Source organism: Massilia atriviolacea, from assembly GCF_003953935.1.
Taxonomy (GTDB): domain Bacteria; phylum Pseudomonadota; class Gammaproteobacteria; order Burkholderiales; family Burkholderiaceae_D; genus Telluria_A; species Telluria_A atriviolacea.
In genome coordinates, this window is record NZ_RXLQ01000003.1 from 201,632 (window position 1) to 213,940 (window position 12,309).

Annotated in this window: 9 protein-coding genes; 1 reads left to right on the plus strand and 8 read right to left on the minus strand. The window is 65.9% G+C overall.

The window, feature by feature from the left end:
- Positions 1 to 60: 60 nt before the first annotated feature.
- From EJB06_RS06170 to EJB06_RS06205, 8 genes are all read right to left on the minus strand, one after another.
- Complete coding sequence (locus tag EJB06_RS06170; RefSeq protein WP_126073145.1) at positions 61 to 1,197, minus strand: glycosyltransferase family 4 protein; 1,137 nt, start codon at positions 1,195 to 1,197, stop codon at positions 61 to 63.
- The gene (locus EJB06_RS06175) at positions 1,103 to 2,368 is read right to left on the minus strand and encodes an O-antigen ligase family protein (protein ID WP_126073146.1); all 1,266 of its coding nucleotides are present in this window, start codon (positions 2,366 to 2,368) and stop codon (positions 1,103 to 1,105) included. Before EJB06_RS06175 ends, EJB06_RS06170 begins: the two co-directional genes overlap by 95 nt.
- A complete protein-coding gene (locus EJB06_RS06180) occupies positions 2,365 to 3,684 on the minus strand; it encodes a lipopolysaccharide biosynthesis protein (RefSeq protein WP_229426951.1) in 1,320 nt (439 codons plus the stop codon). Before EJB06_RS06180 ends, EJB06_RS06175 begins: the two co-directional genes overlap by 4 nt.
- The gene (locus tag EJB06_RS06185) at positions 3,627 to 4,742 is read right to left on the minus strand and encodes a DegT/DnrJ/EryC1/StrS family aminotransferase (RefSeq protein WP_126073147.1); all 1,116 of its coding nucleotides are present in this window, start codon (positions 4,740 to 4,742) and stop codon (positions 3,627 to 3,629) included. The genes EJB06_RS06180 and EJB06_RS06185 overlap by 58 nt, the downstream gene beginning before the upstream one ends.
- A gap of 25 nt (positions 4,743 to 4,767) precedes the next feature.
- Positions 4,768 to 5,358 carry an acyltransferase gene (locus tag EJB06_RS06190; RefSeq protein ID WP_126073148.1) on the minus strand — a complete coding sequence of 197 codons (591 nt, stop codon included), beginning with the start codon at positions 5,356 to 5,358 and terminating at the stop codon, positions 4,768 to 4,770.
- 2 nt (positions 5,359 to 5,360) lie between these two features.
- Entirely contained in the window at positions 5,361 to 6,422 is a 1,062-nt protein-coding gene (locus EJB06_RS06195) for a Gfo/Idh/MocA family protein (RefSeq protein ID WP_126073149.1), read from the minus strand.
- Between the two features lie 22 nt (positions 6,423 to 6,444).
- Positions 6,445 to 7,773, minus strand: a complete 1,329-nt coding sequence (locus EJB06_RS06200) for a nucleotide sugar dehydrogenase (RefSeq protein WP_126073150.1) — start codon at positions 7,771 to 7,773, stop codon at positions 6,445 to 6,447.
- 63 nt (positions 7,774 to 7,836) lie between these two features.
- Positions 7,837 to 9,789: a polysaccharide biosynthesis protein gene (locus tag EJB06_RS06205; protein WP_126073151.1), complete on the minus strand. Its 1,953-nt coding sequence runs from the start codon at positions 9,787 to 9,789 to the stop codon at positions 7,837 to 7,839.
- Positions 9,790 to 10,301: 512 nt separating this feature from the next.
- On the opposite strand from EJB06_RS06205, the gene dnaK reads away from it, so the two are divergent.
- On the plus strand, positions 10,302 to 12,215 hold the full coding sequence (dnaK, locus tag EJB06_RS06210) for a molecular chaperone DnaK (RefSeq protein WP_126073475.1): 1,914 nt from the start codon (positions 10,302 to 10,304) through the stop codon (positions 12,213 to 12,215).
- Positions 12,216 to 12,309 lie beyond the last annotated feature (94 nt).

The window sequence follows — 12,309 nt, forward strand, 5'->3', positions numbered from 1 at the left end:
TTTGTGATCGCTCAGGGCGCCGCCGCTTATTCATGTCGGCCAGGACACGCATGCGCGGCCTCATGCGCCGGCATGGCGCATCGCGCCGATGGAAGCGTGCAACTCGCGATACAGCCCCACCAGCTTGTCGGACTCGGTCGGCCAGTTAAATCGTTCCATGACGGCGCGCCTTCCATTGCGTCCCATGCGCCGGGCGATCTGCGGATGGCGCACGAAGTAATCGATGGCGGCGGCAATCGCGGCCGGATCGCGCGGGTCGACGCACACGCCGCATTGGTGGGCTTGAACGATCGCGCGCCACCTCGGAAAATCGGAGGCGATCACGGGAATGCCGGCCGCCATGTATTCGAACATCTTGACCGGGAGGGCCGCCAGGTAATTCGGTTCGGGATGCAGTGTCACCAGGCCGGCCAGGGCGTGCGCCATCACTGCGCGCACGCCGTCGCGGTCCAGGTGGCCGGGGCGGTTCAGGCGCTGCCAGCCGGGCAGGGCGCTCAGGGAGTTTTCGAGCTTCACATCCGAAAACCGCCCGGCCAGTGTGATGCGCGCGGGCGTTTGCAGCAGGTGCGCGGCGGCGACCAGCTCGCCGATGCCGCGCAGCGCCGACAGGCCGCCGACGTAACAGACTTCCTGCCGCCTGTCGCTCCAGGGCGCCTCGGCATCGAATTCGCCCGGCACCGGATAGTTGTTGACGTCGATGGTATTCGGATTGATCAACAGGAATTTGTCGCGAATCGAGGGCGTAGCGGCGACGACGGCGTCGAACTGGCGGCAGGCATAGCGCTCGTAGGCCGCGCAGGCGCGCGAGAGCAGGCGGCGCGCTACCGGCGCCAGGTAGGGCTTGCTGAACAATTGCAGCGGCAAGTCTTCGTGCGCGTCGAAAATGACGGTCTTGCCGAGGCGCTTGAGGGCCAGCCCGGCGGGCATCAGTTCCGGATCGTGCAGGTGGTAGACGTCGGCGTCGAGCTGGCGCGCGCGCCGCAGCACACGGCGGGTACCGACCAGCATCCGCGCCAGCCGGCCCCGGGCGTACCCGACGTCGCTGATGTGCACGCCGCTGTCGCGCTCGTCCCCGAGCCCGTCGGCCACGACCAGGGTGACCCTATGTCCCTGCTGCGCCAGCGCCCGGCATTGCTTGACGAAGATGCGGGTGTCGCGGCGCGGATGGGCCGATGTCAGATGTGCGATGGTGAGCATGTGTCATTCCATAGCGGTAGGTGGAAAAGGCCGCCATGGTGGCGCCGATGAGCATGTCGGTAAAATAATGCGAGGTCGCCAGCAGCAGCACGGTGATGCAGCACAGCGAAAACGCCAGGATGAAGTCGCCCGAACGCGCGCGCGCAAAGTAGCCTTTGAAGAACAGGGGAATGGCCGGCACGATCAGGATGCCGAGCACGAACAGGAAGCCGAATGCCCCGGTATCGACCCAGGCCGACAGCACATTGTGCGAATACAGGCCCGGCGAGTAGCTGGCGTAATCGCCAAAAAACGGAAACTGCGCGATCGCATTGAGGGCGTAGGCAGTCAGGTGCTGGCGCTTGTTGGCCGAGGTCGAGTGGGACAGGTCCAGCAGTTCGAGTATGCGGTTGCTGGGCAGGATGGACAGGATCTGTTCCAGGTGCGAATACAGCATCAGCCACAGGAACAGGAAGATGCTGGTCATCAGCAGTTTTTGCCGGGTGTAATACAGCTCGATGATGGGAATCATGAACAGCAGGGCGGCGAATTCGCTGCGCGCGGTATTGACGAACAGCGTGGAGGCGGCCAGGCAATACAGCAGCAGGCGCAGGCGCACGGTGCGCGTGTAGGCGATCGCCGCCGCGAAGGTAAACAGATACGAGCGCGAAAATCCCTGGTACGACGCCAGGCTTTCGGGATTCATGGCGGTGCCCAGGGGTGCCAGGTAAAAGGCGCCGTCGACCGCATACGCAAACACGATGGCCGACATGGCCAGCAGGCTGCCCAGCGCCATCAGGCGGAAGCGCCGCGCGTCGAGCTCGCTCATGCGGAATGCGATGAACACATTCAGCATGAAAATGATTCCAAGCAGATGATTGTTGACGATCACGATGTTGGCGCCGGCCACGGCATTGACGCCGACGATCAGCGCAAAATAGGCCAGGTAGCCGAAAAACGCGACGTCGCTCTTGCCCAGGTAGTCGCGGTCTTGCCGGACCTTGCCCGCGTAGCAGAACAGCAGCAGCGGCAGCAGGAGCAGCGACACCGGCGCGAAATACCCGCCCAGCACGGCCGGGATCTTTCCCAGGCCGAGGGCGGTGTGATAGAAGAAGAAGCCGGGGAACAGGGCGAAAAAGCCGAGCATGCCGACCCATTGCTCGCGTCCGCCGGACCGTGCGAGCGGGCTCATGCTGCCACCATGCGGTTCTGCGCGCACTGGTAGGACATGCGCAGGTAGACCAGATACAGCAGGGAGTAGCCGGTCGCATACCAGAGCACGCTCTGGCGCAGGGTGCCGGGCGCCAGGAACACCGCCAGGGTCATCGCGAACAGCGCCACCTGCCATACCAGGTCGATTTTCTGCTTGCCGGCGACGAAGAACACATAGCTGAGCGGGCTGGCGATGAAGTTCAGGAAGTACAGCGGCGCCAGCAGTTGCGCCAGCTCGCCGGCGGGGCGCCAGTGTTCGCCGAAGGCGAAGGCGAACAGGTGCGGCGAAAACAGCAGCAGCACCAGCGACGGCCCGATCCCGAGCAGCACCAGCGCCTTGAAGGTGGTGCGGTAGGCATCGCGGCAATTGCCCTGGGTCTGGAAATCGTGCACCGACTGGCGCTTGAACACTTCCAGCACCGACGCGGCCAGCAGCGCAATGGGCGCGCCCAGCACGCGCTGGGTCAGGGCGAACAGGCCGGCGGCCAGGGCGCCGTGGCGCGCCCCGATCAGCAGCAGCGGCAACTGGCCGACCATCACATTGAGCAGGTTCGAGGGCAGCGAGAAGCGCCAGAACTTGTCGTGGCGGCGCAGGTAGGCGCGCTGGGCCTGGTCCAGGCGCCAGCCGGGCCATGCCTGCGGCGGGGCCAGCAGCACGATGGCGGCCAGCAGGCCGAGCGCCAGCCCGGCCAGTTGCCCGGCGATCAGGGCGACGCCGCCCATGCCCAGCGCCAGCAAGCCCACTTGCGCGGCGGCGATGCTGCCAGCGCTCCAGACGCGCGCCCGCGCCGCCTTGCCGAAGGCGTTGTGCGAGGTGGCGTAGGCCAGGATGGTCTGCATGTAGGCGGTCATCCAGGTGGCCAGGCCGAGCGTCAGCAGCGCCGGCCACGACAGTTGCGCGGCGAACGGCAGGCCGGACAGGCGCGCGCCCGCCGCGCCCGCCGTCATCAGCAGGGCGGTGAGGGTGGCGCTCCAGGCCACCACCGAAAAACAGGTGCGCTGGGCGGCGCGCTCGTGGTCGAGGATGATGGCCGCTTCCAGGCGCAGGGTGGCGCCGATGGCGGCCACCGCCACCAGGCCCAGCCAGACGCTGAAGGCGCCCACGTCGGCCGGCGTGCACAGGCGCGTGATGAGCGGCGCCGCCAGCAGCGGCAGGGCCTGGGCCCCGAGCGCGCCGCCGAGCACGGTCATCACGTTGCGCCAGTAGGCCGGTAGCCGCGCCGTCATGCCGGTGCTCATCACGGCTGGCTGCACGATGGCGCCGGCGCGCCCGCGGCGTCCAGCAGCACCGCGCATACCCGGGCGATGCTGGCGTCGTCCAGGTAGGGGCCCATCGGCAGGCTGAGCACCCTGGCGGCCATGGCCTGCGCCACCGGCGCGCCGGCGGCGTCGCTCCAGCGCGCATAGGCCGGCTGCAGGTGCATCGGCACCGGATAGTGCACGGCGCTGGGGATGGCGGCCGCGTCCAATGCGGCGCGCACCCGCTCGCGCTGCTCCACCACCACCGTGTATTGCGCGAACACGCTGCTGCGGTCGCGCCGGCGCGCCACCAGGCCGATTTTGCCGGAGAGCAGGGCGTCGTAGCTGGCGGCGGCGCGCGCGCGTTGCTGCAATTCCCAGTCGAAATAGTCGAGCTTGGCCAGGACGATGGCGCATTGCAAGGTGTCCATGCGGCCGCCGACGCCGATGCGCGTGTGCACGTAGCGGCGCGACTGGCCGTGCACGCGGATGTCGCGCATGGCGCTGGCCAGCTGCGCGTCGCTGGTAAAGATGGCGCCGCCGTCGCCATAGCAGCCGAGCGGCTTGCTGGGGAAAAAGCTGGTGCAGCCGATGGCCGACAGGTTGCAGCTCTGCTTGCCGCCATAGGTGGCGCCGAAGCTTTGGGCGGCGTCTTCGATCACGCTCAGGCCATGGCGCCAGGCAATCGCGTTGATGGCTTCCATGTCGGCCGGCTGGCCGTACAGGGACACCGGCATGATCGCCTTGGTGCGCCCGCTAATCTTCGCTTCGATCAGGGTGGGATCGATATTGCAGGTGGCCGGGTCGATGTCGACAAACACCGGGGTGGCGCCCAGCAGCACGATGGCCTCGGCCGTGGCGATGAAGGAAAACGGCGTGGTGATGACTTCGTCGCCGGCGCCGATGCCGAGCGCCATCAACGAAATCAGCAGCGCCTCGGTGCCGGAGGAAACCGTAATGCAGTGGCGCGCGCCGGTGCGCGCGGCCAGGCGCGCTTCGAGTTCCGCCACTTCCGGTCCCATGATGTACTGGCCGTGCTCGAGCACGGCCTGGATGCGGGCGTTGATGTTCTCGCGGCCCAGCTGGTATTGCGCTTTGAGGTCGATGAATTTCATGATGAGGGGTCCGATCGCTGACAGTTCAAAGGGAGTCGTCCAGCAGGCGGCAGACGCCGCCGCGTACCTGGTAGCGCTCGCCTGTATGGGGGCAAGCGGCGTCGCCATCGGCGCCCCCGGGCAGCGCCAGGCGCTCGCCATGGCGGCCGATCCAGCCGGTCTGGCGTGCCGGCACGCCCGCCATCAGCGCAAAGTCGGGCACGTCGCGCGTGACGACGGCCCCGGCCGCAATAAAGGCGTAGCGGCCGATGGTGACGCCGCACACGATGGTGGCGTTGGCGCCGATGCTGGCGCCCCGCCGCACCAGCGTGGGCCGGTAGGCATCCTTGCGCGCGATGGCCGCGCGCGGGTTCCAGACGTTGGTAAACACCATGCTGGGGCCGCAGAACACCTCGTCCTCGATGGTCACGGCGTCGTACACGGACACATTGTTCTGGATCTTGCAGCGGTCCCCGATGCGCACCTCGTTGCCGATGAAGACGTTTTGCCCGAGCGAGCAGCCGGCGCCGATGCGCGCGCCGCCGCACACGTGGGAAAAATGCCAGACCCGCGTGCCCGGGCCCAGGATGGCGCCGGGGTCGACGATGGCGCTCGGTTCGATGATGGCCTGGTCCATGTTCAATACTCCAGCGGCAGGGCGACGCGCTTGCCGTCGCGCGCCGATTTATAGGCGGCAATGAGCACTTCGAGCGACTTGAGCCCCTCGCGCCCATCGGTTTCGGGTTCGGCTTCGCCGCGCAGCACCTTGATCACATTGTCGTAATACAGGGGATGGCCGAAGCCGTAGACCGAGGTGGTCTGGTAGCTGGCGTCGCGCACCAGCGCATCGTCTTCGTCCGGCGTGGCGAACTCCCATTGCTGCACTTCGTTCACGGCCACGCCGCCGATGCGCACCGTGCCGCGTTCGCCGAGGATGGTGATCGAGCCTTCCAGGTTGCGCGGATAGGTGAGCATGGTCACGTTCATCGAGCCCAGCGCGCCGTTGCGCCAGCGCAGGCTGATCACGCCCGTGTCTTCCACCTCGATGTCGCGCGCCAGGGTGGCGGTGTAGGCTTGCAGGCTCTCGACCGGGCCGACGATCCAGTCGATCAGGTCGACGTAGTGGCTGGCCTGGTTCATGAAGGCGCCGCCGTCGTATTCCCAGGTGCCGCGCCAGCGCGCGCTGGTGTAGTAGTCGTCCGGGCGGGTCCAGAACACGTTCAGGTTGACCATGTAGATGCGCCCGAAGCGCTTTTTATCGACCGCGCGCTTGAGCAGCTGCAAGGTGGCGTTGCGCCGGTTCTGCTTGACGACGAACATGCGCACCCCGGCCGTGTCGCAGGCGGCCACCATGCGCTTGCCGTCTTCCCAGCGCGTGGCCATCGGTTTTTCGGTGATCACATGGCGTCCGCTGGCGGCGATCTGGACCGCCTGTTCCGGATGCAGCCCCGAGGGCGTGCAGATGATCACGGCGTCGGCGTTGCACTTGGCTAGCATCTGGCCCAGCGTGCGGTAAGGGCGGGCGCCGGTGCGGGTGGCGGCGGCGGACAGCGCCGCCGGATCGATATCGCACACGCCGGCCAGCTCGCAGCGGTCGTCGTGCTGGACGATGGCGTTGAAGTGGTTGCTGGCAATGCGCCCGCAGCCGACCAGCGCGAAGCGGATGCGGCGGTCGGTGACGGGTGGCGGAAAAGTACGCATGAGGGTTCTCCAATCGCGGTGGTCAAGCCTTGACCACGTTCGGCAGCCGCTCCAGCCAGACGCCGCGGGTGTCGACGATCAGGGCGGCGTGTTGCTGGATCAGGTCGTAGTCGAAGGCGCTGTGGCTGGTGGCGAGCAGGAGCACGTCGTAGGACGCGATGCTGGCCGCCGTCAGGGGCACGCTGGCCAGGTCGAAACGGTGTTCTCGCATCTTGGGAAACAGCGGCACATGCGGGTCGGAATAGTCGACCACAGCGCCCTTGGCGCGCAGGATTTCCATCAGTTCGACCGAGGGCGACTCGCGCATGTCCTCGACGTTTTTCTTGTAGGCGATGCCGAGCACCAGCACGCGGCTGCCCCGGATCGCGCGCGAGCGTTCGTTGAGGGCGTCGGCCAGCTTGCCGATGACCCAGTGCGGCATGTCGCTGTTGATTTCGCCGGCCAGCTCGATGAAGCGTGTGTGCAGGCCGTACTGGCGCGCCTTCCAGGTCAGGTAGAAGGGGTCGATCGGAATGCAGTGTCCGCCCAGGCCCGGACCGGGATAGTAGGGCGTGAAGCCGAACGGCTTGGTGGCGGCGGCCCGGATCACCTCGTGGATATCGATCTCCATCTTGTCGGCGATGATTTTCATTTCATTGACGAGGCCGATATTCACGGCGCGGTGGATGTTTTCGAGCAGCTTGGTCAGCTCGGCGGCGCGGGTGGAACCGACCGGCACCACCCGGTCGATGGCCGCGCTGTACAGGGCGATGCCGGCGCGCAGGCAGGCCGGGGTGTCGCCGCCGCACACCTTGGGAATGGTGCGCGTCTCGAAATCCGGGTTGCCGGGGTCTTCGCGCTCGGGCGAAAACACCAAGAAGATGTCCTCGCCCACGGTCAGCCCGCACGAGGCCAGGCGCGGGCGCAGTTCCTCGTCCGTGGTGCCGGGGTAGGTGGTGCTTTCCAGCGACACCACCTGGCCGGCGCGCAGGTACGGCAGCAGGGCGTCGGCGGTGGCCAGCACGAAGGACAGGTCCGGCTCGCGGTAGGCGCCCAGCGGGGTCGGCACGCAGATGATCAGGGCATCGGCCTCGGCCGCGCGGGAGAAATCGGCGGTGGCCTGGAAGCCGGCCGCCAGCGCGGCCCCGATGGCGGTGGTGGAAATATGCTCGATATAGCTGGCGCCGGCATTCAGGCGCGCGACCTTGTCCGGGTCGATATCGATCCCCAGCACGCGAAAACCCGCTTGCGAATAACGCAGGCTGAGCGGTAATCCCACATAACCGAGGCCGATAATGCCGATCACGGCACTGCGCTGCGCCAGCCTGTCGATTAACTGCGCCAAATGGCTGCTTGAATTTTGTTCGCGCATGGAAAATATCTCCGTACTGAATGGGAATCGACTATCGGCCGCTGCTTGTATATTGGCCGGTATTTACTGAATGCGGTGCGGCGAGAAACTGCGTAATAAGGCGGGCCGGTTTTTATCGGGCGGCATGGCCAGCGGCGGGGCATCGGGCGGGGAATCGGGCGGGGAATCGGGCGGCCTCGTGCCATTCGGCTGCGGCGTATATTCCGACACAATGGCCTTGACCATCGATTCGATCATCGGACGGTCGTGCGTATCGCAGGCGAGCATCAGGCAGGTAATATAGGTATCGAGCACGCCGGGATCGAGCGCGTGTTCTTTCATGCGCATGATGCGCGGGTGTTCGCTGGGAAAAACCTTGCCGTCGGTAAGCAATTCCTCGTAAAGCTTTTCGCCGGGAAACAGCCCCACGAACTTGAGCCCGATATCGCCGGCCGGGTTCTGCGGCGTCTTTTCGGTCAGGCCGGACATCACGATCATGCTGCGCGCCAGGTCGACGATGCGCACCGGCTCGCCCATATCGAGCACGAACACATCGCCGCCCTTGGCCATGGCGCCGGCCTGGATCACCAGTTGCGCGGCCTCGGCGATCAGCATGAAATAGCGCGACACCTCCGGATGGGTGATGGTCAGCGGGCCGCCATGGGCCAGCTGGCGCTGGAACAGGGGAATCACCGAGCCCGAGGAACCCAGAACATTGCCGAAGCGCACCATGCAAAAGGTGGTGTCGTGCCCGTGGGTGGCGGCGGCCGCCTGGAAGATCAGCTCGGCGATACGCTTGCTGGCCCCCATGATATTGGTGGGGCGCACCGCCTTGTCGCTGGAAATGAGCACGCAGGTGCGCACCTTGAACCTGGCGGCGGCCGCCGCGATCACCTGCGAGCCGAGCACATTGTTGCGCAGGCCGGCGACGATATTGCTCTCGACCAGAGGCACATGCTTGTAGGCGGCCGCGTGGTAGATGGTGTCGATGGGGTGGTCCTGGAGAATCCGTTCGACCAGGCGCGCGCTGCACACCGAGCCCAGGTGTGCGCTGATGCGCATGTCCGGATGGCGGCCGAGCAACTCCTGGCGGATCGTGTACAGGGCGAACTCGGAATGGTCGACCAGGTGCAGGGCGGCCGGCGCCAGGGTGACGATCTGGCGGCACAGCTCGCTGCCGATGGAGCCGCCGGCGCCGGTGACCAGCACGCGCTTGCCGCGCACGCAGCGGTCGAACAGCTCGGGCCGGGGCGGCACCGGCTGGCGCCCCAGCAGATCCTCGAACTTCAGGTCGCGCACGGCGTGCACGGGCGTGGCGCCGTCGGCCAGGTCGAGCAGGCGGCACAGGATGCGGGTGTTGACGCCGACCAGGGCCAGGCGTTCCATGATGTCGCGCAGGCGCTGCGGCGATACCGACGGCAGGGCGACGATCACCGAGCGCACGCCAAGGCTGCGCACCGTCTCGGCCAGGCGTTCGGTATGGAACACGCGCAGGCCGGCGATGGTGCGCTCGTTGAGGGCGCGCTTGTCGTCGAAAAAGCAGACGGGACGGTACTGATTGCTGGTGCGCATGGTCAGCGCCAGCTGCGCGCCGGGCTCGCCGGCGCCGTAGATGGCCACCGCATGGTCCGCCTGCGGCGCCTGGTTCATATGCCTGCGCAAGAAGTTACGCACCGTCATGCGCGAGGTGACCACGTAGGAAAACGCGATAAACCAGTAAATCACCAGCGCGCTGCGCGGGAATTTGTCGTCGTTGATGCCCACCATGATCAGATACACGGACAAGGTGGCCAGCGCCAGGGTGCAGCCGGTCACCGCCAGCATGCGCTGGTCGATAAAACGGATCACCGCGCGATACAGGTCCGACAGCGAAAACGCGCCCACCGTCAATACCGCCACCAGCAAATAGGCCGCCATCGGATATTGCATGGCCGCGGCGGCATCGCCCACCCGCAGCAGCATCGCCACCAGAAAACACACCGGCAGCGCCAGCAGATCGACCGCCACCATCAGCGCGATTTTCGCGGCGCGGTGCATGGTGACCAATTCGGTACAGAATTGGCTGAGCGATGTGTGAATAAGCGTCTGCATGGTGGAAATGGGAATAAATTAAATACAGTGAATGCGGCGGATATTCGTGGAGAGCGTCGTTCGCGTGCTTATTTGAAGAACTTATCCATGTGTAAGTTTTATTATCGTGCCTGCCGAACGATATCGATTTGATCGTTCGCAACGGCTGACTTAGCCTAAAAATTGCTGACTGGATTTGATTGGGATTTAGAATGAATTGCGAATGGAAATATTATCTGGCGGCGCGCAGAGGGAGTAAGAGCCGATTATCCGAACGGCTGTGGGAAAGCGCGCCAGAAACAGCGGCATAAGGCAATCGGACTCGGCCGATGCAAGGATCGTGAAAACCCTTTCGTTTGATCTGGATCGACTCTGCGCATCCTGGCGGGATCGTTTTGGCGGGCGCCTTGTCTATCTGGTTTACGCCCGTGCCGCGCAGCGTGACGGTGCGCGCCGGCAAATTTTCCAAGGAGGAGGACATGAGCAAGATCATCGGTATCGATCTCGGCACCACCAACTCCTGCGTCGCCGTGATGGAAGGCGGCCAGGCCAGGGTGATCGAGAACGCGGAGGGCATGCGCACCACGCCATCCGTGGTGGCCTACCAGGACAATGGCGAGATCCTGGTCGGGGCGCCGGCCAAGCGCCAGGCGGTGACGAATCCGCAGAATACCCTGTTCGCCGTCAAGCGCCTGATCGGACGCAAGTTCGACGAGGCGGAAGTGCAGAAGGACATCCATCTGATGCCGTTCAAGATCGTGCGGGCCGACAATGGCGACGCCTGGGTGGAGGTGCGCGGCAAGCGCCTGGCGCCGCAGCAGGTGTCGGCCGAGGTGCTGCGCAAGATGAAAAAGACGGCCGAGGATTACCTTGGCGCGCCGGTCAGCGACGCCGTCATCACCGTGCCCGCCTATTTTAACGACGCCCAGCGCCAGGCCACCAAGGATGCCGGCCGCATCGCCGGCCTGGAAGTGCGGCGCATCATCAACGAACCGACCGCCGCCGCGCTCGCATTCGGCCTCGACAAGGCGGCGCAGGGCGAGCGCAAGGTGGCGGTGTACGACCTGGGCGGCGGCACCTTCGATATCTCCATCATCGACATCGCCCAGCTCGAAGGCGACAGGCAGTTCGAGGTGCTCTCCACCAACGGCGACACGTTTTTGGGCGGCGAAGATTTCGACCAGCGCGTGATCGACCACATCATCGGCGAATTCAAAAAGCACAGCGGCATCGACCTCGGGCGCGATCCGATTGCCCTGCAGCGTATCAAGAGCTCGGCCGAACGCGCCAAGATCGAACTGTCCACGACGCAGCAGACCGACATCAACGAGCCCTACATCGCCATGGCCAACGGCGCCCCGGCCCACCTCAACCTGCGCCTCTCGCGCGCCACGCTGGAAGCGCTGGTCGACGAGCTGATCGACCGCACCATCGCTCCCTGCCAGGTGGCGCTCAAGGATGCCGGACTGGGCAAGGAGCAGATCGGCGATGTGATCCTGGTGGGCGGCATGACGCGCATGCCGAGGGTGCAGGAGAAGGTGCGCGCGTTTTTCGGGCGCGAGGCGCGCAAGGATGTCAATCCCGACGAAGCTGTGGCGGTCGGGGCCGCCATCCAGGGGGCGGTGCTGTCCGGCGAGCGCGCCGACGTGCTGCTGATGGATGTCACGCCGCTCTCGCTCGGCATCGAAACCCTGGGCGGCGTGATGACCAGGATGATCCCCCGTAACACCACCATTCCGACCAAGTTCAGCCAGGTGTTTTCGACCGCCGACGATAACCAGCCGGCCGTGACCGTCAAGGTCTACCAGGGCGAGCGCGAAGTCGTGGCCGGCAACAAGCTGCTGGGCGAATTCAACCTGGTCGGGATCGCGCCGGCGCCGCGCGGCATGCCGCAGATCGAGGTCAGCTTCGATATCGACGCCAACGGCATCCTGCACGTGAGCGCCGTGGACAAGGCCACCGGCAAGGCCAGGCAGGTGACGATCAAGGCCAATTCCGGCTTGAGCGAAGCGGAAATCCAGAAAATGGTGCAGGACGCGCTGGCCCACGCCGATGAAGACCGGCGCGCGCGCGAACTGGCGGATGCACGCAACCGCGGCGATGCGCTGGTGCACGCCACGCGCAGGCAGCTCGAGGAGCACGGCGCGGGGCTCGACGCCGCCGTGCGCGAGGGCATCCAGGCTGCCATCGACAGTCTCGATACGGCACTCAAAACTGGCAGCAAGGACGACATCGACGCGCGCATCGCCGCCCTGTCCGGTGCGGCGCAGGCGATCGGCGAAACGCTGTACCGGCGGCAGGCGCCGGATGCGGGCGAGGGCGGGGCCGGGCAGGCCGGGCCGGCCCACGACGATGTGGTGGATGCGGACTTCCGGGAGGTGCGCGGAGGATAGATTTTACGGTAGCTAACACGGGGCATGTCCGGCGGCAAAACGACGTATCGCTTGACGCGCTTGGTGGACGGCAGCGGCGAAGCCACTACGATGG

Bases quoted from the DNA above. Each gene is read 5' to 3' on its own strand.
- EJB06_RS06195 (WP_126073149.1), bottom strand. From the start codon at position 6,422: ATGCGTACTTTTCCGCCACCCGTCACCGACCGCCGCATCCGCTTCGCG.
- EJB06_RS06200 (WP_126073150.1), bottom strand. From the start codon at position 7,773: ATGCGCGAACAAAATTCAAGCAGCCATTTGGCGCAGTTAATCGACAGG.
- EJB06_RS06170 (WP_126073145.1), bottom strand. From the start codon at position 1,197: ATGCTCACCATCGCACATCTGACATCGGCCCATCCGCGCCGCGACACC.
- EJB06_RS06175 (WP_126073146.1), bottom strand. From the start codon at position 2,368: ATGAGCCCGCTCGCACGGTCCGGCGGACGCGAGCAATGGGTCGGCATG.
- EJB06_RS06205 (WP_126073151.1), bottom strand. From the start codon at position 9,789: ATGCACCGCGCCGCGAAAATCGCGCTGATGGTGGCGGTCGATCTGCTG.
- EJB06_RS06185 (WP_126073147.1), bottom strand. From the start codon at position 4,742: ATGAAATTCATCGACCTCAAAGCGCAATACCAGCTGGGCCGCGAGAAC.
- EJB06_RS06190 (WP_126073148.1), bottom strand. From the start codon at position 5,358: ATGGACCAGGCCATCATCGAACCGAGCGCCATCGTCGACCCCGGCGCC.
- EJB06_RS06180 (WP_229426951.1), bottom strand. From the start codon at position 3,684: ATGCGCGGTGCTGCTGGACGCCGCGGGCGCGCCGGCGCCATCGTGCAG.
- dnaK (WP_126073475.1), top strand. From the start codon at position 10,302: ATGAGCAAGATCATCGGTATCGATCTCGGCACCACCAACTCCTGCGTC.